Annotated in this window: 21 protein-coding genes; 14 read left to right on the top strand and 7 right to left on the bottom strand. The window is 65.5% G+C overall.

What is annotated here, in order from left to right:
- Nucleotides 1-75 precede the first annotated feature (75 nt).
- On the bottom strand, nt 76-543 hold the full coding sequence (locus ACFWU2_RS12725; protein ID WP_378606297.1) for a carboxymuconolactone decarboxylase family protein: 468 nt from the start codon (nt 541-543) through the stop codon (nt 76-78).
- A gap of 142 nt (nt 544-685) precedes the next feature.
- The gene (locus ACFWU2_RS12720) at nt 686-1,000 is read right to left on the bottom strand and encodes a hypothetical protein (protein WP_378606227.1); all 315 of its coding nucleotides are present in this window, start codon (nt 998-1,000) and stop codon (nt 686-688) included.
- On the opposite strand from ACFWU2_RS12720, the gene ACFWU2_RS12715 reads away from it, so the two are divergent.
- The 8 genes from ACFWU2_RS12715 to ACFWU2_RS12680 all read left to right on the top strand — a co-directional run bounded on the left by ACFWU2_RS12715 (nt 993) and on the right by ACFWU2_RS12680 (nt 7,956).
- Nucleotides 993-1,304, top strand: a complete 312-nt coding sequence (locus ACFWU2_RS12715; RefSeq protein WP_378606224.1) for a hypothetical protein — start codon at nt 993-995, stop codon at nt 1,302-1,304. The genes ACFWU2_RS12720 and ACFWU2_RS12715 overlap by 8 nt on opposite strands.
- A 242-nt stretch (nt 1,305-1,546) precedes the next feature.
- Nucleotides 1,547-2,713 carry an acyl-CoA dehydrogenase family protein gene (locus ACFWU2_RS12710; RefSeq protein ID WP_378606221.1) on the top strand — a complete coding sequence of 389 codons (1,167 nt, stop codon included), beginning with the start codon at nt 1,547-1,549 and terminating at the stop codon, nt 2,711-2,713.
- Entirely contained in the window at nt 2,713-3,480 is a 768-nt protein-coding gene (locus tag ACFWU2_RS12705) for an SDR family NAD(P)-dependent oxidoreductase (RefSeq protein WP_378606218.1), read from the top strand. The genes ACFWU2_RS12710 and ACFWU2_RS12705 overlap by 1 nt, the downstream gene beginning before the upstream one ends.
- Entirely contained in the window at nt 3,480-4,736 is a 1,257-nt protein-coding gene (locus ACFWU2_RS12700) for a CaiB/BaiF CoA transferase family protein (protein WP_378606215.1), read from the top strand. The genes ACFWU2_RS12705 and ACFWU2_RS12700 overlap by 1 nt, the downstream gene beginning before the upstream one ends.
- On the top strand, nt 4,733-5,599 hold the full coding sequence (locus tag ACFWU2_RS12695) for an enoyl-CoA hydratase/isomerase family protein (protein ID WP_378606212.1): 867 nt from the start codon (nt 4,733-4,735) through the stop codon (nt 5,597-5,599). The genes ACFWU2_RS12700 and ACFWU2_RS12695 overlap by 4 nt, the downstream gene beginning before the upstream one ends.
- The gene (locus tag ACFWU2_RS12690; protein ID WP_378606210.1) at nt 5,592-6,740 is read left to right on the top strand and encodes a thiolase family protein; all 1,149 of its coding nucleotides are present in this window, start codon (nt 5,592-5,594) and stop codon (nt 6,738-6,740) included. Before ACFWU2_RS12695 ends, ACFWU2_RS12690 begins: the two co-directional genes overlap by 8 nt.
- A 110-nt stretch (nt 6,741-6,850) precedes the next feature.
- Nucleotides 6,851-7,453, top strand: a complete 603-nt coding sequence (locus tag ACFWU2_RS12685) for a TetR/AcrR family transcriptional regulator (RefSeq protein ID WP_378606207.1) — start codon at nt 6,851-6,853, stop codon at nt 7,451-7,453.
- Nucleotides 7,454-7,494: 41 nt separating this feature from the next.
- On the top strand, nt 7,495-7,956 hold the full coding sequence (locus tag ACFWU2_RS12680; protein WP_378606204.1) for a hypothetical protein: 462 nt from the start codon (nt 7,495-7,497) through the stop codon (nt 7,954-7,956).
- A gap of 70 nt (nt 7,957-8,026) precedes the next feature.
- On the opposite strand, the gene ACFWU2_RS12675 is transcribed toward ACFWU2_RS12680, so the two are convergent.
- Genes ACFWU2_RS12675 through ACFWU2_RS12660 form a run of 4 tightly spaced genes read right to left on the bottom strand, consistent with a single transcriptional unit; the run spans nt 8,027 to nt 12,103 of the window.
- Nucleotides 8,027-8,995, bottom strand: a complete 969-nt coding sequence (locus tag ACFWU2_RS12675) for an NADPH:quinone oxidoreductase family protein (RefSeq protein ID WP_378606294.1) — start codon at nt 8,993-8,995, stop codon at nt 8,027-8,029.
- Nucleotides 8,996-9,000: 5 nt separating this feature from the next.
- A complete protein-coding gene (locus ACFWU2_RS12670) occupies nt 9,001-9,786 on the bottom strand; it encodes an enoyl-CoA hydratase/isomerase family protein (RefSeq protein ID WP_378606201.1) in 786 nt (261 codons plus the stop codon).
- Complete coding sequence (locus ACFWU2_RS12665; RefSeq protein WP_378606198.1) at nt 9,783-10,805, bottom strand: phosphotransferase family protein; 1,023 nt, start codon at nt 10,803-10,805, stop codon at nt 9,783-9,785. Before ACFWU2_RS12665 ends, ACFWU2_RS12670 begins: the two co-directional genes overlap by 4 nt.
- Complete coding sequence (locus tag ACFWU2_RS12660) at nt 10,802-12,103, bottom strand: acyl-CoA dehydrogenase family protein (protein WP_378606195.1); 1,302 nt, start codon at nt 12,101-12,103, stop codon at nt 10,802-10,804. Before ACFWU2_RS12660 ends, ACFWU2_RS12665 begins: the two co-directional genes overlap by 4 nt.
- A 101-nt stretch (nt 12,104-12,204) precedes the next feature.
- Between ACFWU2_RS12660 and ACFWU2_RS12655 the strand changes: the two genes are divergently transcribed.
- The gene (locus tag ACFWU2_RS12655; protein ID WP_378606192.1) at nt 12,205-12,648 is read left to right on the top strand and encodes a VOC family protein; all 444 of its coding nucleotides are present in this window, start codon (nt 12,205-12,207) and stop codon (nt 12,646-12,648) included.
- Between the two features lie 40 nt (nt 12,649-12,688).
- Complete coding sequence (locus ACFWU2_RS12650; RefSeq protein WP_378606189.1) at nt 12,689-13,522, top strand: SDR family oxidoreductase; 834 nt, start codon at nt 12,689-12,691, stop codon at nt 13,520-13,522.
- 62 nt (nt 13,523-13,584) lie between these two features.
- Here ACFWU2_RS12650 and ACFWU2_RS12645 read toward each other — a convergent pair whose 3' ends face one another.
- Nucleotides 13,585-14,244 carry a TetR/AcrR family transcriptional regulator gene (locus ACFWU2_RS12645; protein WP_378606186.1) on the bottom strand — a complete coding sequence of 220 codons (660 nt, stop codon included), beginning with the start codon at nt 14,242-14,244 and terminating at the stop codon, nt 13,585-13,587.
- 89 nt (nt 14,245-14,333) lie between these two features.
- Here ACFWU2_RS12645 and ACFWU2_RS12640 point away from each other — a divergent pair, with 89 nt between their 5' ends.
- Genes ACFWU2_RS12640 through ACFWU2_RS12625 form a run of 4 tightly spaced genes read left to right on the top strand, consistent with a single transcriptional unit; the run spans nt 14,334 to nt 19,614 of the window.
- A complete protein-coding gene (locus tag ACFWU2_RS12640) occupies nt 14,334-15,629 on the top strand; it encodes a hypothetical protein (RefSeq protein WP_378606183.1) in 1,296 nt (431 codons plus the stop codon).
- 7 nt (nt 15,630-15,636) lie between these two features.
- A complete protein-coding gene (locus ACFWU2_RS12635; protein WP_378606180.1) occupies nt 15,637-17,046 on the top strand; it encodes an acyl-CoA reductase in 1,410 nt (469 codons plus the stop codon).
- Nucleotides 17,039-18,127, top strand: coding sequence for an aldo/keto reductase (locus ACFWU2_RS12630; RefSeq protein WP_378606177.1), 1,089 nt, complete (start codon nt 17,039-17,041; stop codon nt 18,125-18,127). Before ACFWU2_RS12635 ends, ACFWU2_RS12630 begins: the two co-directional genes overlap by 8 nt.
- Before the next feature lie 53 nt (nt 18,128-18,180).
- The gene (locus ACFWU2_RS12625) at nt 18,181-19,614 is read left to right on the top strand and encodes an aldehyde dehydrogenase family protein (RefSeq protein ID WP_378606174.1); all 1,434 of its coding nucleotides are present in this window, start codon (nt 18,181-18,183) and stop codon (nt 19,612-19,614) included.
- The last annotated feature ends 5 nt before the right edge of the window (nt 19,615-19,619 follow it).

Genomic DNA, 19,619 nt, shown 5'->3' with positions numbered 1-19,619 from the left:
CGGGGCGGTACCGAGTTCGGGATAGTGCTCGGTCCAGCTTCCCTCGGCCGGTTTGGTGAAGTGGGGCAAGGCTTTCTACCTTTCGTCTTCGAACTCGATACCGAAGGTGTTGTACGCCATCGCCATCAGGCTGTAGCCACCTACGGTGAAGATCAGGTCCATGAGTTGTTTGGTGTCGAGACGGGCTGAAAGTGCCGTCCATGTCCGTTCGGAAATCCGCGAGGACTCGTGAAGCTCGTCGACCGCCTCGAGCACGGTGTGCTCGAAGGGATCGTCCGACTTGCCGTCCAGCGCTGCGGCGATTTCGTCTACGGTCAGGTCGGTTTCCGCCGCCGCAATGACTTTGTGATGCTCACGCTCGTACTCGCATTCGTGAAGATGTGCGGTACGAAGGATGACCAGCTCACGAAGGCGGGGCGGCAGCGTCGACCGGAAGAGCAGATGCACGCTGAACCCGAGGAATGCCTTTGTCAGCTCCGGGTGGTTCACGAGCGTCGCCATTGCGACACCCGCGCGTTCCGGATTTCGCATATCCCTGGGCATGAGCCCTTTCAGGGCGGCATCAACCTTGTCGTCCCATCGATCTGCCGGCAGTGGGGGCAGTAGGGCCACTCCCAGCCTCCTCCCTCTCGGAGAATCACATTCTCATTTCTGATCGATAGGTTTCCATGACTCGCGTCGGGTGTCAAACACTCACATTGTCGCTGCGATATGTGCAGGTCACCGAGGTGTCGAGCCGGTCCCCCCGCGCGCGTACGTCGCGCGAGGTCTGAAAAAGGAGGTCGATCTGCTTGGCGGTGTTCGCCGGGAGAAAAGGTTGATTCTCCGCAATGGAGAAGATAGTTTCCTTGTATTGAGCTGCTCGAACCGGTGCTCTGTGCCGCTCGTGCTCGGGCATGCCGTGGAACGCGGCTCCCAGGCCCGGCTTTCCGGATGTCGCGCACTCGCAGAACTCACGCTCGGTGTCCGAGCGATCGAAAGAGAGGTACGCCGTGACCACACCTTCACCGCTCCGCCCCGGTCAGCAGCTCGCCAGCACCGCCTGCTCGACGAGAATCGTCGTTGTCCGGGTTCCCTCGGAAGGCGTGCAGGAGTTCGCCTGTGGTGGCGAAGCCATGATCCCTGCCCCTCCGGGCCGGCCGTCGAAACCGGCCGGCGGCACCGGGACACTGCTCGGTAAGCGGTACGTCGACGCCGACGACACGGTCGAGGTGCTCTGCACTTCCCCGGGCGCAGGCGAACTCAGTTACGCCGGGGTTCCCATGGTCGTGAAGTCGGCACAGGCGTTGCCGGCATCCGACTGACCGATCCGGGTCGGTGCGTTCGAAGTGGTGCTCGAAAACCGTCGGGCACATTCCCGGGAACGGTGCACAGCCGGTGCACGAATCGCAGAAGGGCACGAAGTGAGCGTCCAGGTACGCAGTCACCGCAAGGTCGGTGCATCCGAACAATTCCGAAGCTGTCGGGAGACTGCGCGGCAATACCGTCGTCCCCGCGCACTCGTGCGGCCGTGCGGCTCGGACGTGAGGGGGCAGTCATGGGAGGCATGAGTTTCGACCTCACCGAGGATCAGAAACTGATCCGTTCGTCGGTCGCCGAACTGACGAAGAAGTTCGACGACCAGTACTGGATGGAAAAGGATCTCGCCCACGAGTTCCCGTCCGAGTTCTACAAGACGATGGCCGACGGCGGTTGGCTGGGCATCACGATGCCCGAAGAGTACGGCGGGCACGGTTACGGCATCACCGAGGCGACCCTGCTGCTCGAGGAGGTGGCGCGTTCGGGAGGCGGTATGAACGCCGCAAGCGCCATCCACCTGAACATTTTCGGTATGCAACCCGTGGTCAAGCACGGGTCCGACGAACTCAAGGCGCGGACGCTGCCCCGCATCGTGAACGGTGACCTGCACGTCTGTTTCGGTGTCACCGAACCGGGTGCGGGTCTCGACACGTCGCGGATCACCACGTTCGCCAAGCGCGTCGGCGACCACTACGTCGTCAACGGCCGCAAGGTCTGGATCTCGAAGGCGGCCGAGTCGGAGAAGATCCTCCTGCTGACTCGCACACAGCGTTACGACGAGGTCGAGAAGAAGACCGACGGCATGACCCTGTTCATGACCGACCTCGATCGCAGCAAGATCGACATCAGGCCCATCCGGAAGATGGGACGCAACGCCGTCACGTCGAACGAACTGTTCATCGACGACCTGCACATTCCGGTCGAGGACCGCGTCGGAGAAGAAGGCCAGGGCTTCCGCTACCTCCTCGACGGTCTCAACCCCGAACGGATGCTCATCGCGGCCGAAGCCCTCGGCATCGGGCGGGTCGCACTCGACAAGGCCGTCAAGTACGGCAACGAACGCGAAGTGTTCGGCCGGCCCATCGGAATGAACCAGGGCATCCAGTTCCCCCTCGCGGATTCGCTGGCACACCTCGACGCCGCAGAACTGGTGCTCCGCAAGGCAACATGGCTCTACGACAACGGAGAGCCGTGTGGCAGGGAAGCCAACACAGCGAAATACCTCTGTGCCGACGCAGGATTCACCGCTGCGGACCGTGCGCTGCAGACGCACGGTGGCATGGGGTACTCGGAGGAATACAACGTCTCGCGCTACTTCCGTGAGGCACGCGTCATGCGCATTGCACCGATCAGCCAGGAAATGATCCTGAACTTCCTGGGCTCGCACGTTTTGGGATTGCCGAGGAGTTACTGATGGCGGAGAAGAACAACCTTTTCGACCTCACCGGACGGTCGGCGCTGGTCACCGGCGCTGCAGGTGGCATCGGGTCGGCGGTGGCGGAGGCGCTCGCCGCAGCCGGCGCTGCAGTTCTCGTCACCGACGTGGACGGTGATGCGGCTGCGGCTGTGGCCGAGAGGATTTCGCAGAACGGCGGCAAGGCAGACAGTGCCGCATTGGATGTTCGCGACCGGGCCGCCGCCGATTCTGCGGCCGCGCGGGCCGCCGGCTTCACCGAAGGCGTCCTGCACATTCTGGTCAACAACGCCGGCGTCACCGATCCCGCGATGTTCGCGGAGACGAGCATCGAATCCTTCCAGCGCATCCACGACATCCACGTCCTCGGTGCCTTCACGTGTTCGCAGGCAGCGCTTCCTTTCCTGGCCACGGACGGCACCGGACGCATCATCAACGTCACCTCGTCCGCCGGAATCACGGGCACTCTCGGCCAGGTGAACTACTCGGCGGCGAAGGCCGGGATCATCGGAATGACCAAGTCGCTGGCACGCGAGCTCGCGCGGAAGAACATCCTCGTCAACGCGCTTGCTCCGCTCGCTGCGACACCGATGACGGAGACGATTCGCACGAACGAGAAGTTCGCCGCGACCATGCTGAACCGAATCCCTCTGCGGCGCTGGGCCGAACCCTCGGAGGTTGCCGGCGCTTTCGTATTCCTCGCCACGGATGCCGCGTCGTTCATCACCGGCCAGGTGCTGCCGGTAGACGGTGGCATGGTGATGTGATGACCGACCCGACGAGTCCGGAGGGCCCGCTTTCAGGGGTCACGGTCGTGACGCTCGAGCAGGCCGTCTCGGCGCCGATGTGTACTCGCACGCTCGCCGACTTCGGGGCGCGGGTCATCAAGATCGAAAACCCTCGGGGCGGTGATTTCGCCCGCGACTACGACGATGTTGTCAACGGCATGGCCGCGCACTTCGTGTGGGCGAACCGGGGCAAGGAATCCGTCACGATCGACCTGAAGTCGGACGCCGGAATCGCAACCTTGCACACGCTGCTGGCCGGTGCCGACGTACTTGTGTCGAATCTCGCTCCGGGAGCCACTGCGCGACTCGGCATCTCACAAGAGATGCTTGCGGAGCGCTACCCCGATCTGATCGCCGTCGAGATCGACGGTTACGGCCAAGGGGGACCGCTGTCCCACAAGCGCGCGTACGACCTGCTCGTGCAGGCGGAGTCGGGCGCGTGCGCGGTGACCGGTTTCCCCGATATGCCGGCGAAACCGGGTCCTCCCGTCGCCGACATCAGCACGGGGCTGTATGCGGCCGTGTCGATTCTCGCGCTGCTGTGCGGCAGGGAACGGCATCGTGGACGTGTCGGGGCGCTGACCTCGGTGTCCGTGAGTCTGTTCGACACCATGACCGAGATCATGGGATATCCGCTCACCTACACGCGGTACTCGGGTGTGGATCAGCAACCGCGCGGAATGAGTTCACCGGCGGTCTCGCCCTACGGTGCGTACCGGACGGCCGACGACCAGACCGTGGTGCTCGGTACGACCAACGACCGGGAGTGGCAGCGACTCGCACGCGAGATCATCGGACGTGACGATCTCGCCGACGACGAGCGTTTCCGCACCAATACCGGACGGTGTGAGAACAGGGCGGTTCTCGACGAGGCGATCTCACAGTGGTGCGCCCAGTACCCGCTCGACCACGTGCAGAAGGTCGCAGACGAGGCGGGGATCGGCAACGCCCGATACAACCTGCCGAGCGAAGTGCTCGTGCATCCACAATTGACGGCGCGTGACAGGTGGCGTGAGGTGGATTCGCCGAACGGTCCGATCGACGCGCTCTTGCCACCGCCGGTGATCACAGGCTTCGAGCCGCCGATGGGCGCCGTTCCGGGCCTCGGTGAACACACCGCACGGGTGCTCGCCGACGCCGGATTCAGGTCGGATCAAATCGAGGAACTTCGTGCGCAGGGCGCAATCGGTCCCGCGTACCGGTTCCCGGAATCGTCTGCGAGGCAGAGCCGGTGACGGCCGGGGACTCACTGCTCGTCGACGATCGCGGTGGTGTGCGAACGCTGACATTGAATCGGCCCGCCCGCAAGAACGCACTCGACAGCGGTTTGTGGGATGCGCTGCGCAACGCCCTCGACGAGGCCGGTCAGGACCCCGAGGTACGGGTGCTCGTGGTGACCGGCGCCGGCGGCGCGTTCTGTTCCGGAGCCGATCTGTCCAATCCCGGCCGGGCACACCCTTTGCGCAAGATGCGTGTCCTCACGGACATTGCATTGCTCCTGCACGAACTTCCGGTGCCGACCATCGCGAAGATCGACGGTGTGGCCGTCGGAGCCGGATGGAATCTGGCGCTGGGGTGCGATTTCGTTGTCGCGACTCCGAGATCCACGTTCTCACAGATCTTCTCGCGGCGGGGGCTGTCGTTGGACCTCGGCGGATCCTGGTTGCTGCCCAAGCTTGTCGGCCTGCAACAGGCGAAGAGGCTGGCTCTGCTCGCCGAGACGATCGACGCGGAACAAGCCCATCGATTGAACCTGGTGACCTGGGTCGAGTCCGAGGACACCATCGACGGGTTCGTCGACGACCTCGCCGGTCGTCTCGTCGCGGGGCCGCCGGTTGCACTCTCCCAGACCAAGGCGCTGTTGAACGAAGGGGTCGATCGCACCCTCCGCGAGTCGCTGGCCGGGGAAGCCCGCGCACAGGCGGTCAATTTCGCCACCGCGGACGCGCCCGAAGCTTTCGCCGCCTTCGCGGAGAAACGGGACGCGAGGTTCACCGGTCGCTGGGCGATCGGTGGCGCCGCCGCCCCGGAGTCGGTGCCCGGTGTGCCCCGCGTGAAGCAACAACCGGATACGAACGGAAGAGAAAAAGATGCGTGAAGTTGTCATCGTCGAGGCGGTCCGCACACCTGTCGGCAAACGCAACGGAGGACTGGCGGGTGTGCACCCGGTGGATCTGTCGGCGCACATCCTTCGGGCACTTGCCGAGCGAACGGGTATCGATCCCAGCGTGATCGACGATGTGGTGTGGGGTTGCGTGTCGCAGGTGGGCGACCAGTCCAGCAATGTCGGGCGCTACTCGGTGCTCGCGGCCGGATGGCCCGAATCCATCCCGGGCACCACCGTCAACCGCGCGTGCGGCTCGAGCCAGCAGGCACTGGATTTTGCGGCGCAAGCCGTGATGTCCGGTCAGCAGGACGTGGTCGTCGCCGGTGGGGTCGAGGTGATGAGCCGGGTGCCGCTCGGTGCGGCGCGGGGCACCGGTATGCCCTACGGTCCCCAGGCGCTTGCCCGCTACGACGGCTTCGCGTTCAACCAGGGGATCTCGGCGGAGAAGATCGCGCAGAAGTGGGGTTTTTCGCGGACCGACCTGGACGAGTACGCCGTGCTCTCGCACGAGCGTGCCGCTGCGGCGCAGGACCGGGGAGCGTTCGACGGGCAGATCGTGCCGGTCTCCACCGACCACGGATTGGTCTCCGCGGACGAAGGCGTCCGCCGGGGAAGCACGGTGGACAAGCTTGCCGGGCTGAAGCCTGCATTCGCCGAGGACGGAGTCATCCACGCCGGCAACTCGTCGCAGATCTCGGACGGCGCGGCCGCGCTGCTGGTGACCACCCCTGAGAAGGCGCGCGAGCTGGGACTGACCCCGCTGGTGCGATACCGCGCCGGTGCGGTCGCCGGAGCGGATCCGGTCCTCATGCTCACCGGCCCGATCCCGGCGACCGAGAAGGTGCTCGGCAAAGCCGGTATTGCGCTCGGGGATGTGGGAGTTTTCGAGGTCAACGAAGCATTCGCGTCGGTGCCGCTCGCCTGGCTTGCCGAAACGGGCGCCGACATCGGGCGGGTCAATCCACTCGGAGGTGCCATCGCCCTGGGGCACCCGCTCGGCGGATCGGGTGCGGTGCTGATGACGAGGATGATCCATCACATGCGTGACCAGGGACTTCGGTACGGACTCCAGACGATGTGCGAAGGCGGCGGGACCGCGAACGCCACGATCGTCGAGTTGACGGATCGCTGACCTGGTGTGACGTGAGTTGCAAAATAAACTGGATGAGACCCTTGTCACATGGGGGCAAACCGACCTAATGTGTGTTCGGTAGGTTTGGTCGACGGGGAGGCGAAGCAAGGGTGCAACACCGTGCGTACGACACACTCCTCGCCAGGGGTGAGGATCGGAGGGCGCAAATTCTCGGCGTCGCCCAACGGTTGCTGGCGAAGAACGGGTGGCGGGGTACCAGTGTTGCTCAGATCGCGCGGGCTGCAGGGCTGAGCCCGGCGGGTCTGTTGCATCACTTCGATTCGAAGACCGAGTTGTTGCATGCCGTGCTCGACGCGCGGGATGCCGACGACCTTGCTCGTGTGGACCTGTCCGGGGATCTGATCGAACAGATCAGGAAGATCCCCGGTCGTTTCCGGGACTCTCCGGATCTGGTGGGCATGTACGCGGTGCTCCTCGTGGAGAACCTCGAACCGGATGCACCACTGCACGATCGCCTACTCGGTCGATATCGAGCGGCACTCGACACGGTCGAGGCCGGGATCCGGCGCGGACAGTGCGCCGGCCGATACCGAACGGATCTGGACCCAGCCGTCAAGGCGGTGGAGATTGTTGCTTTCCTCAACGGAATGGAAACCTCATGGCTACTCGATCGTTCGCTCCCTCTGACCGAGATTTTCGGGGACTACACACGGTCTCTCGAGCAACAGCTCATGCACGCAAGCACATTCTGAGGAGGCGACTCGCAGTCGTCGCGCCTCGTGTCGCCGACGCAGTGCGATACACCGGCGGCTGGCTGTACGACCAGGTGGCCGCGGGATGGGAGGTCGTCGTCCTGGTGCCCGGAAATGCCGACATCCGACCCCTCGAGATCCTCGGTGCCACTACGGTCGACCTCGAATCGGCACTGGAGTGTTCCCCGCACGGCCCGATGCCCGAAACCGTCGCGGTGGCGACAGACCTCTACGAAGCCGACGCACGGATCCGTCAGGGGCTGCTCGAGACCTTGGCGAAGCATCCCACCACGATCACGATGTGGGGCGAGGGGGTTCCTTCCGAGCTCGACTCCCGGTTCGGTTCCACGCAGCACCGGTTGAGCAGAGCGGCACGAGTTTTCAAGGCGCACGCACTCCAGGCTGCGACGAACTCACACGTGGACGTCGGGTTCACCGAGTCCTTCCGTACCGACGGCGTGGGATCGATGCCGGCGACACGTACCCTCACCAGCATTCGCTGACGAATACGACACGGCCCGAATCCCCCTGGGTTTCGGGCCGTGTCGTCGTGTGTGGACCTATCGCGCAGGGTCACCGCGCGATGTCCACCACGACCTTTCCGATTGCTCGACCGTCCGCCACGTGACGCAGTGCGCGGGAAACGTCCTCCAGCGGGTATTCCGCTCCGATGTGAGGTACCGCCCGGCCGGACATCAGCAGGTCGACCAGTTCTGCCTCGTTACGCCGGTACTCGTCGGGATCGAGGTCCTGGAACTGGAATCCCATGATGCGAAGGCCCTTCACCAGAACGAGATTCAGCGGAATCTCCGGTATCGTGCCCGACGCATAGCCCACCGTGACGAATCGGCCGCCGCGCCTCAGGGACCGGAGTGCCGGTACCGAGAGGTCGCCGCCGACCGGATCCACTACGACATCGGCCCCCTCCGGCAGCACCTGCTTCAGGGCGCCACGCAGGTCGCCCGCCCGGTGGTCGATCAGGTGCTCGGCCCCGTACTTCTCGGCGACCGCGAGTTTGTCGGGCGACGACGCGACAGCGGTCACGGACGCACCCAGCGCGACACCCAGTTGTACGGCGGCGAGACCGACACCGCCTCCGGCGCCGAGTACGACCAGTCGCTCGGCCGGTTGGAGCCGGGCAACCGACCGGAGGGTGTGGTACGCGGTGCGATGGGCCACGCCGAAGGACGCAGCCGTGCGGTCGTCGATGCCGTCGGGAATCGCCTTCAGCGATGCCGTCGGCGCCACCACTTCTTCGGCGAAGGCTCCGACCAGGCTGGTGCCCGTGACCCGGTCTCCTACGGTGAACTCCCCGGTGTCGCCCGCGATCTCGGTGACCACTCCGGCGTACTCGCTACCCGGTACGAACGGGGGCGGCACGCTGATCTGGTACTTGTTCGCGACCAGCAACACGTCGGGAAAATTCACCGCCGCCGCACCCACCCGCACCCGGACCTGTCCGGGCGCGAGTGGTTGCGACGGAAGATCCCGGATCTCGATGATCTCGGGTGGCCCGTACTCCGCACAGACCGCCGCACGCACGGTACTCATTGCCCCTGCCAGGCCGGCGCCCGCTTCTCCATGAATGCCGCAGCGCCCTCCTTGGCATCGTCGCTGGCGAACACCAGGGACTGCCAGTATCCGAGCCGCTCCGACGCATATTCCGGATCGGTCAGCGAGGACCGTACGAGTTCCTTGACCGCGGCGAGTCCGAGAGGAGCGTTCGCGGCGATGCGCCGCGCGTAGTCCAGAGCGGTGTTCAGCACCTCGTCGGGTTCGACCACGGCATTGATCAGCCCGAGTTCGTACCCGCGTTGCGCGGTGATCGGATCACCGGTCAGTGCGATCTCGAGTGCGGCGCCGACCGGAATACGCGTCCCGATGGAGGTCCCTCCGCCGGCCGGGAAGAGACCCCGCTTGACCTCGGGCAGACCGAACTTCGCCGCAGACGAGGCGACGATGATGTCGGCCCCGAGGAGAAGTTCGAGCCCTCCGCCCACCGCGCTGCCGTTGGCGGCACCGATCACCGGTATCCCGAGCTTTCCCTGGCAGAGCCGCGCATAGGCGGCCGCGGCGTCGTCGGTTCCGAGTCCGATGTCGTCGCCGCGTGCGAACGCCCGCAGATCCATCCCGGCGCAGAACGCGCGGTCCCCGGTAGCGGTGAGCACGACGGCCCGGACATCCGGATCGCGCTCGGCGTCCGCGATCGCGGCACCGAGTCCGCGGATCACCGCACCCGTCAGCGCGTTCCGCGCATCGGGGCGGTCGATGCGCAGCACGAGGATCGGGCCGTGCTGCTCACGAACCAGCCCTTCGACTGCTGCTGCGGTCATCCCTTGTACTCCGTGGATTCGGCGAGGTCCGCGGCCGACTTCATCAGGTTGACGATCACCGGCCCGTACGACTGCAGTTTCACGTCGTCACCTGCACGCTGGAAACCCTGCTCCAGGACGATCGCGAGCTTCCACTTGGCCAGCACGAGGTAGTAGTCGAGGTCGTCGACCTGGCGGCCGGAGATCTCCGAGTAGTGCTGGACCAGTTCGGACCGGTTCGGCATTCCCCGGAGGTCGACGTAGGTGGCCTCGGCGGCGCTCGGCGAGTTCATGTCCTCGGGCCAGTTCATGACCATCCACGCGAGGTCGAGCTTGGGATCGCCGACCGTGCCCATCTCCCAGTCGACGAGGGCGGCGAGCTTTGCTGGCGCACCGTGCTGGAACATCACGTTCGCGAACTGGTAGTCGCCGTGCATCAGGCCCGGGATGTAGTCGAGCGGGCGATGGTTCTGCAGCCACTTGGTAGCGACGTCCAGACCTTCGATTTCACGTCCCTTGATCCGTTCGAAGAATGTGGTCCAGCGGTCGACCTGACGGTCGTGGAAACCCTCGGGCCGGCCGAGGTCCTGCAGGCCCTGAGCCTTCCAGTCGACCTTCGAGAGCAGCGCGATGCCTTCGGCGAGCTGATAGGCCAGGCCCGCGCGCGCTTCGAGATCGGTGTCGAAGGGTGCCGGCCATGCCTCCCGGTGATCCATCGGCGACCATCCGTCGACGTATCCCATGAGGTAGAACGACCGGCCCAGGACGGACTTGTCCTCGCAGGCCGCGACGGCTTCGGTGTGCGGGACATCGGTGCCGTCGAGGCCCTGGATGATGCGCCACTCGCGCATGATTCCCTTGTCGCGGTCGGCGGGTGCCGCAGCCGGCGGGATACGGATGACGCTGGTGAAGTCGTCACGGGTGAGCTTGTAGATTTCGTTCTGGGTACCGCCGGACAGGTACTTGGCTTCGAGCGGCGCACCCTTGCCGGGCAGGCCCTGCTCGTCCATCCATTCGGCGAGTCGCGAGGTATCGATCACTGGTTTCCCACTTCGAGTTCGAGGTAGTCGGCGAGTTTCGCCCGGGCTGCTTCCTGCTTCTTCGGAATCCACTCCGACGGCCACATGTCGTGGGTGGGCTCGTAGTCGCGGAGGACCTGCTTGGCGACCGTGGTCTTGTGCACCTCGGTCGGTCCGTCGGCGAGGCCCATCACGGCTGCGCCGTGGATCATCCTGAAGAACGGCATCTCGTTGGTGACACCGAGAGCGCCGTGCACCTGCATTGCGCGCCATGCGATGTCGTGCAGCACGGTCGGCATCACGATCTTCGCGGTGGCGATGTCCTTGCGGACCTTCTTGTAGTCGTTGTACTTGTCGATCTTCCATGCCGTGTTCAACACGAACAGCCGGAACTGGGCGAGCTGCGCGTACGAGTCGGCGATGTAGCCCTGCACGGTCTGCTTGTCCGCAAGGCGGCTACCGGCGGTTTCACGGCTCAGTACGCGCTCGCACATCATGTCGACGGCCTTCTGCGCGAGGCCGATCGTCCGCATCGCGTGATGGATCCGGCCACCGCCGAGGCGTGTCTGGGCCGCCGCGAAGGCCTGACCTTCCGCGCCCAGGAGTGCCTCGTGGGGCACGCGCACATCGTTGTAATGGATGAGTGCGTGGGTGCCGTCGTTCATCGGCTCGCCGTACAGTCCGACGTTGCGGACGATCTCGACCCCGGGCGTATCGGTGGGAACGAGGAACATGGATGTTCCCTTGTGCACCGGGACGTCGGGGTCCGTCACGACCATCACGATGAGGAACGCCGCAGTCCGCGCGTTGGAGGAGAAGTACTTCCAGCCGTTGATGACCCAGTCGTCGCCATCCCTGACGGCGCGGGTCCGGAACTGCGCGGGGTCGGCGCCGCCCTGGGGCTCGGTCATCGAGTACGAGGAGAAGATCTCCCCGTCGAGCAACGGCTGCAGGTAGCGCGCCTTCTGCTCGGGGGTTCCGTAGTGCGCGATGATCTCGGCGTTACCGGTGTCGGGAGCCTGGCAGCCGAACACGATCGGCGCCCAGGACGATCGCCCGAGGATCTCGTTGAGCAGCGCGAGTCTGAGTTGTCCGTAGCCCTGGCCGCCGAGTTCGGGGCCGAGATGCGTCGCCCAGAGTCCCTGCTGCCGGACCTGCTCCTTGAGGGGATCGATGGCCTTGCGGCGGAGTCCGTCGAGCGGCACGAACTGCTGGTGCTCCCACACCAGATCGAGCGGCTCTACCTCGTTTCGCACGAACGCGTCAGCCCAGTCCAGCTTTTCCTGGTACTCGGGATCGGTTTCGAAGTCCCACGCCATTGTGCCTCCTCTCCAACTATGAGAATATCTTTCTCGCAACTCAGAATACGATTCTTACACGGGTTCGGGTCGTTGCGAAACCCCTACGTTCGGAGGCGGCAGTGAAGGCAGAGGATCTGTTCCATTTCGGGATCGTCGCGGACGACCCGGGGGCGGCGCGCGACGAGCTGTCGGACCTGCTCGGTTACAGCTGGGGGCCGCAGGTGGGTGGTCCTGTTTCTGTGGAACTCCCGACCGGCGAAGCCGTGGTGACGCTCGAATGCTCCTATTCCGTCACGACGCCGCGGATCGAAGTCGTTGCGAGCGTTCCCGGAACCATGTGGCAGGCGACCTCCGGGGTGCACCACCTCGGGTACTGGTCCGACGACGTCGATGCGGACTGTGCCGAACTCGAACGCCAGGGTTACTCCGTGGAGGCCACGCGGGCCGCGCCCGGAGGTGGGCTGTTCTTCGCGTTCGCGCGCAGCCGAACGGGGCTGCTCGTCGAACTCGTGACCCGCGCAGCCGAACCGGGGTTGTCGGGATGCTGGGCACCGCAACACTGAACGCCGGACACGACACGGCACTTACCAAGGGGCGAAAACTGTGACAACAGTCGGGATTGCGACCGGGGCCGGCCGCGGAATGGGATACGCGTGCGCGGCGCGGATGGTCGGCACGGTCGACACGTTGCTGCTCATCGATCTGGACGAGGTGACGGTGACCGCGGCGGCCGAGGGATTGTCGACCGAACGAACACGGGTCGAACCGTTCGTGCTCGACGTCACCGACGCCGAGGGCCTCGCGCGACTCGCTCGCCGTGTCGCCGAACTCGGTACTCTCCGGTCGGTTGCGCACGCGGCCGGAATCTCGCCCACCATGGCCGATTGGCGCCGCATCTTCTCTGTGGATCTCGTCGGCACGGCTCTGCTCGCGGAGGCGTTGCGTCCGCTGGCGACCGCCGGTACCGCATCGGTGTACTTCGCCTCGATGGCGCCGACCATCGGGCAGATCCACGCATCTCCGGAGATCGCGGCGGTGTTGTCGAACCCGCTCGCCGAGGACTTTCTGGATCGTGTGCGCGAATCCGTGGGTGAGGCGGTGGAGCACACCGGAGTCGCGTACGCGTGGGCGAAATACGGCGTGCAACAGTTCGCGCGCGACGAAGCGATTCGTCTCGGTGCTGTCGGAGCGCGGGCATGCTCGGTCTCGCCCGGCATGATCGACACCCCGCAGGGCCGGCAGGAGGCGGCGCACAACGAGCGAATCGGCGAGATGGTGAAGATGACACCGCTCGGCAGAACCGGCGATGCCGACGAACTTGCCGCTGTCGTCGCGTTCCTGCTGTCCGGCGATGCGGGATTCGTCAACGGCACCGATGTGCTCGTCGACGGTGGTGTGTGTGCCGCGAGTCGTGCGCGACAACGAGCGGACGTATGAGTTTGCCGATGACGGTGGGTGTTCACGGTCTTCCGCCGACGCCGACAGGATGCGAAGTCTGGTCAGGTAGCGCCCAGACCATGTAGGAACAGCTTCACGGCGGCCCGTGTACGTTTGTCGACTTCGGCGGGGTCCCGGACGATGCCGAACGACGCGAGACGGGCGGGCGCGCTCGTGGCCATACCGAGAAACAACTCAGCGAGCATCTCCGGATCGTCGGCGACGATATCGCCGTTCCCGGCATGGTGCCGCAGCAGGTCGGCGACGAGTTTCGTCCGGGGCCATGCGCCGCGTCCGTACGTCCGGCGTGCGATCTCGGGGTAGCTGGAAGCGTGCGCGATCGCGACCTGTTCGAGACGAACCATCGACGGATCGAGCGCCCGCCGCAGCGCGGTCGTGGCGATCTCGGTCAGCGCGCCCTCGAGGTCGTCGAGTGGGGGTTCCGGCGGTTCGGGGAACGGCCAATCGGTGCGCTGCACCACCCACCCCATCACGGATCGGAACACCGCCTCCTTGGTGGGAAAACGCGCATACAACGAGGGTTTCGTCGTGCGGGCTGCGGCCGCGATGCCGTTCATGGAGGTGCCTTCGTAGCCGTGTTTCAGAAATAGCTCGAGGGCGCTTTCCCGGATACGGCGATCGAGATCCGAGGCTTGTTCGGCTGTCGGGCGTCCACCCTTGTTTCGCTTCGTGCCTTCGCCGGGGGCCGGGGAACTCGTCATATCCGTCAGTGTGCCAAAGCGATCCGGGCATAGACAGAAAACTTGACCCGTGGGTATGGTTACGGAAATCGCATATCGCCGGAGGGGAAATGTCAATTACGCAGGACAAGAACGATGTGATCGAAGCACTCGACGCGAAGTTTCAGGAACGACGCCATCAGGTCCCTGTGCTGCACCAGCGCGCAGAGGCAGAAGGCATCACCGAAATCACGTCCCGCGAGGACATGGTTCCGTTGCTGTTCCCGCACACGACCTACAAGAGCTACCCGGAATCGCTCATCGCCAAAGGCCGCTGGTCGAGCATGAACCGCTGGATCGACTCGCTGTCGACGCACCGCGTGACCGACGTCGACGTCACGAGCGTCTCCGACGTCGACGAATGGATCGAGGCACTCGAGGCGGCGGGTCACCTCGTGTCGAGCTCGAGTGGGACGAGCGGTAAAGGTTCCTTCCTCAACAAGTCGGTCCGCGATCGTGAAGCCAACATGCAGAACATGATCGACGGGCTCACCGAACTCGGAATGCCGCCGGAACGCCGCTGGCACGTCATCCCCGTCGGACCCGATACCGGGCAGAGCGCACACGTCGCCATGCGTGACCTGATCATCGACAACTACCGCCGGCCCGATGGCATCCCGTTGTTCGACGGCACTCCGCCGGTCGGGCACCACCGCTACATGGCCCGGCTGCAAGCGATGCGGCGTGCCATGGCCGACGGAACGGCCACCCCGGACGACATCGCTGCGTTCGAGGCGGAGGCGCACGGCCGTGCGGCAGAACAGGAACGGCGTCTGCACCACTGGGCCGACCACATCCTCGCGCGGCCCACCGAGGAGATCTTCTTCAATGCCCAGTTCACGCAACTGTTCCGCTTGGTGGAAATCCTCCGGGAGAAAGGTGCCCGGGAGGGCAGCATTTCGGGCGCAAACGCACTGACGGTCGGCGGCGGACTCAAGGGCAGCACGCTGCCGGCGGATTACCAGGAGCAGATCTTCACAATGCTCAACGTCGCGCCCGAGCGCTTCTTCCACTACTACTCCATGCAGGAACTCAACCTCCGCATGCCCAGATGCCTCGGCGGCCGCTATCACGTTCCCGACGAGCTAGTGCTGTTCGTTCTCGACAAGGACGGCGAGAAACTCGCGGACGTGGAGGACGGGAGAATCGAGGGCCGTGCAGCGTTCTTCGACCTGACCGTCGACGGACGCTGGGGCGGCACGATCTCCGGGGACCGCATCGTCGTCGAGCAGGGCGGGTGCCCGTGCGGCCGCCCCGGCGAGACGATCCTGCCCGAGATCGCGCGGTATTCCGACCTGGGCAACGACGACAAGATCACGTGCGCCGGAACCATGGATGCGTACGTCCGCGGGTTCATCGAGGAATGAGACGACCATGACCACAACTGCTTCCGCGCCGCGCACGTCCAAGATCCGGGTGCCGCACTTCGTCCGCGGTGAACTGATTTGGGGGGAGGACAGCGAATACCTCTCCCGCGACTTCGGCGTGCCGTTCGTGACTCCGCGTCTCGAGTACAACGGATTGTTCGCGCCCCGTTCGGAGGTCGGACCCGCATTCGACGTTCCGGTCGCGGAGATCATCGATTTCCTGGTCGAAACCGCGCAGTACCTGACCCTGGAGAAGAACGAATACCTCCAGGAATCACTCGAGATGACGGTGCAGGTCAGCGCATTGCCGCGCCGGATCATCGAGAACACCTTCGCGCGCCCGGGACAGTTCCTGACCCGGCAGGCGCTCGAATACCGGCTCGAACGGACCTTCGGAAGCCTCGACGTCCTCGACGGCTGGACCGAACGGACCGACCCGAACGGCAGCGTGAGCCGGGTTCGTGCCTTCCCGCCACGCCTGGTCCACATGATGGCCGGCAACTCCCCGAGCGCCGCGATGACCACGATCGCCGACGCCGCCCTGACCAAGGGCGTCAACCTCTTCAAGATGCCGTCGGCCGACCCGTTCACCACCGTGGCCGTCCTCCGCACGATGGCGGACATCGCTCCCGACCACCCCGTGCTCCGATCGATGTCCGCGGTGTACTGGCGAGGCGGTGACGAAAAGGTCGAGAACGTTCTCTACCGCTCGCAGTACTTCGACAAACTCGTCGCGTGGGGTGGCGGCTCTGCCATCGAGAATGCCGCGAAGTACGTGGGTCCAGGTTTCCAGCTCATCTCGTTCGACCCCAAGGTTTCCATGTCGATCGTCGGACGCGAGGCGTTCGAGTCCGAGGAGACACTGCGTGAGGTGGCCGAACTGGCCGCCCTCGACGCCACGATCTTCAACCAGGATGCGTGTCTCGCGGCCCGGCACATCTGTGTCGAAGGCGACGATGAACAGGTGGACCGGTTCTGCGCGCTGCTGCACGAGCGACTGGGCGTGGACCGCGATTTCGCGGAGGCATTCGGACCGAAGCCCGGCGCCGAGATCCGGGACGCGGTGGAGGGCATGCGATTCCTCGAGCCCGAGTACCGCGTATGGGGCACGTTCGACGGCAGCGGTCTCGTGGTGCGGTCCCCGGAGATGGTGGACTTCCACCCGACCAACAAGACGGTCAACGTCATTCCGGTCGGGCAGATGCGGGACGCTGCGTCCTATGCCACGGTGGCGACGCAGACCGTCGGCGTCTATCCCGCGTCGAGGAAGGCGGAGATCCGCGACCTCCTCGCCACTGCCGGAGTCCAGCGAATCGTGCGACTCGGCAGCGCCCTGAAGGGCAGTATGGGCGGGCCCCACGACGGCATGTATCCGCTGCACCGCTTCGTCAACTGGGTGGTGGACGACGATGCCTGAGCAGCTGTCGAGCGGGATGGCGCAACGGGTTCTCGGATCCTCGGGCCTCCGTGTGAGCGAGTGGTGCCTGGGGACCATGACCTTCGGAACGGAATGGGGATTCGGTGCCGACGAAGCGACCTCTCGTGAGGTCTATGACGAATACCGCGCAGCCGGCGGAAATTTCGTCGACACCGCGAACAACTACACCAACGGTGCGAGCGAAGAGATCCTCGGCCGATTGATCGCACCCGAGCGCGACGCGGTGGTCGTGAGCACCAAGTACACACTGCCGACCGACCCGCGCGACGCGAACTCCGGCGGGAGCAACCGGAAGAGTCTGCGCCGCAGTGTCGAGACGAGCTTGAGGAGGCTGGGCACCGATTACGTGGACATGCTGTGGGTCCACGCATGGGACCGCTGCACACCGGCGGAGGAAACCCTCCGTGCGCTCGACGATCTGGTGCGTTCGGGAAAAGTCCTGGCCCTCGGCATTTCCAACACGCCCGCATGGGTTGTCTCCCGGTCGGATGCGATCGCGGAACTCAGAGGGTGGACGTCGTTCTGTGCGATGCAGATCGAGTACTCGCTCGTCGCCCGGACGCCGGAGCGGGAACTGCTGCCCATGGCGGAGGAACTCGGGCTCGCGGTGAGCGCCTGGAGTCCCCTCGCCCGCGGCGTCCTGGCACGCGAACACACGGAGGAGAGTCTGGCCCGGCTGTCGGGCCGTGCGCGCCGCGTGGTCGAGGTGACGCAGACGATCGCGAAGGAACTCGGTCACTCGCCTGCGCAGGTCGCGCTCGCATGGGTGAGGCACCGCGGACCGATGGTCTCGATCGGAGCCCGGACCGTTGCGCAACTGCGGGACAATCTCGGTGCCGCCGCGGTGGTGCTGAACGACGCACACCTCGCACAACTCGACGACGCGTCGCGGATCACGTTGGGCTACCCGCACGACTTCCTCCACGAGCGCCGTGCGTTGCTCACCCCGGATGCCTTGCCGCCGTTGGGTACAACGAGGCAAGATTCGGAGGGCTCTGCGCGACGGCGGCACAGCGGTACCCGCCCGGGCGGACAGCAGACAGCATCGGCGGCACGGTAGCCGCGGCACTCGAAGACGACTGCGTTCTTCGACAACTCCCGGAAGGCAACATCATGGAGACGCTCGACCATTGGATCGGCGGCGCGGCAGTACCACCCGCCGGCGGTGAGTACCTCGCGGTCACCGATCCCGCGACCGGCCGGACCGTACGGAAGGTCGCGCGAGGTGATGCCGCCGACGTGGACGCAGCCGTGCGGGCCGCCGTGAAGGCGACTGCGCAGTGGCTCGCCATTCCCGCGCTCGGCCGTGGGCGGCTCCTCGTCGACCTCGCCCGCGCGATGCGGGCCGACGCGTCCGTCCTCGCGGCACTCGAGATCAGCGAAACCGGAAAGCCGGAGAAGGTCGCCCTCGCGGAGGTGGAGAATTCCGCGACCTACTTCGAGTTCTACGGCGGGCTCGTCGGCATGCCTGCGGGCGAAACCCTGGATGTGGCACCCGACCAGCACGTGTTCACCATTCGTGAGCCGTTCGGCGTGATCGGCGTGATCACGCCGTGGAACCTTCCGCTCAACCAGTCCGCACGCGCGTGCGCTCCCGCCCTGGCGGCGGGAAACACGGTGGTCGTCAAGCCTTCCGAGAACACCTCCGCGTCCAGCGTGCGGCTCGCACAGTTGGCCACCGATGTGGGCTTTCCCGAGGGCACCTTCACCGTGGTGCTCGGTACGGGAGCAGAAGCCGGGGCGGCACTCGTCCATCACCCGGACGTCGCCAAGGTTGCCTTCACCGGTTCGGTGCCCACCGGACGCGTGATCGCCGGTATCGCGGCCGACCGTGTCATCCCGGCCACACTCGAATTGGGCGGCAAATCCGCGAACATCGTGTTCGCCGACGCCGACCTCGACGCGGCGGTGGCGGGAGCCGTGCAGGGCTTCACCGCGAACGCGGGGCAGGTGTGCTCGGCCGGCACCCGCCTTCTCGTGCAGCGCAACGTGCACGACGAGGTGGTGACCCGACTGGTGGACGCGGTGTCCCGCATCCGCGTCGGCCACGACATGGGCCCCCTCATCACTCGTGACCAGTTCGAGAAGGTGCAGGAATACTTCAAGATCGCCGAATCGGAGGGTGCGCGTGTAGAAACCGGCGGCACGGTGTCGGCGTTCGCCGCCGAATCCGGCGGCTTCTACATCGACCCCACCGTGTACAGCGGAGTGCACAACGCGATGCGCATCGCCCGGGAAGAGATCTTCGGTCCGGTGGTCGTGGTCATCCCGTTCGACACGGCGGACGACGCGATCGCGATCGCCGACGACTCCGACTACGGGTTGGTCGCGGGCGTGTGGACGAGAGACATTTCGCGTGCCCTCACCGTCAGCGGGCGCCTGCGCACCGGCCAGGTCTTCGTCAACACATGGTCGACAGGGTCCGTACAGACACCGTTCGGAGGCTGGAAGCACAGCGGGTACGGCCGGGAAAAGGGCGTGGAAGCGCTCCACCACTACGGCCAGGTCAAATGCGTCACCGTCAAACTCGATTCGGCCCGGCTGTGAAGGCG

Source organism: Rhodococcus sp. NPDC058639 (genome assembly GCF_042717545.1).
Classification (GTDB): Bacteria; Actinomycetota; Actinomycetes; order Mycobacteriales; family Mycobacteriaceae; genus Rhodococcus.
The sequence above is the reverse complement of the archived record's forward strand: the minus strand, read 5'-3'. Positions and strand labels throughout refer to the sequence as shown.

What these genes read in the sequence shown, in the direction of transcription:
- ACFWU2_RS12725 (WP_378606297.1), bottom strand. Translation starts at nt 543, where the DNA reads ATGCCCAGGGATATGCGAAATCCGGAACGCGCGGGTGTCGCAATGGCG.
- ACFWU2_RS12710 (WP_378606221.1), top strand. Translation starts at nt 1,547, where the DNA reads ATGAGTTTCGACCTCACCGAGGATCAGAAACTGATCCGTTCGTCGGTC.
- ACFWU2_RS12705 (WP_378606218.1), top strand. Translation starts at nt 2,713, where the DNA reads ATGGCGGAGAAGAACAACCTTTTCGACCTCACCGGACGGTCGGCGCTG.
- ACFWU2_RS12700 (WP_378606215.1), top strand. Translation starts at nt 3,480, where the DNA reads ATGACCGACCCGACGAGTCCGGAGGGCCCGCTTTCAGGGGTCACGGTC.
- ACFWU2_RS12690 (WP_378606210.1), top strand. Translation starts at nt 5,592, where the DNA reads ATGCGTGAAGTTGTCATCGTCGAGGCGGTCCGCACACCTGTCGGCAAA.
- ACFWU2_RS12670 (WP_378606201.1), bottom strand. Translation starts at nt 9,786, where the DNA reads ATGACCGCAGCAGCAGTCGAAGGGCTGGTTCGTGAGCAGCACGGCCCG.
- ACFWU2_RS12660 (WP_378606195.1), bottom strand. Translation starts at nt 12,103, where the DNA reads ATGGCGTGGGACTTCGAAACCGATCCCGAGTACCAGGAAAAGCTGGAC.
- ACFWU2_RS12645 (WP_378606186.1), bottom strand. Translation starts at nt 14,244, where the DNA reads ATGACGAGTTCCCCGGCCCCCGGCGAAGGCACGAAGCGAAACAAGGGT.
- ACFWU2_RS12640 (WP_378606183.1), top strand. Translation starts at nt 14,334, where the DNA reads ATGTCAATTACGCAGGACAAGAACGATGTGATCGAAGCACTCGACGCG.
- ACFWU2_RS12635 (WP_378606180.1), top strand. Translation starts at nt 15,637, where the DNA reads ATGACCACAACTGCTTCCGCGCCGCGCACGTCCAAGATCCGGGTGCCG.
- ACFWU2_RS12630 (WP_378606177.1), top strand. Translation starts at nt 17,039, where the DNA reads ATGCCTGAGCAGCTGTCGAGCGGGATGGCGCAACGGGTTCTCGGATCC.
- ACFWU2_RS12625 (WP_378606174.1), top strand. Translation starts at nt 18,181, where the DNA reads ATGGAGACGCTCGACCATTGGATCGGCGGCGCGGCAGTACCACCCGCC.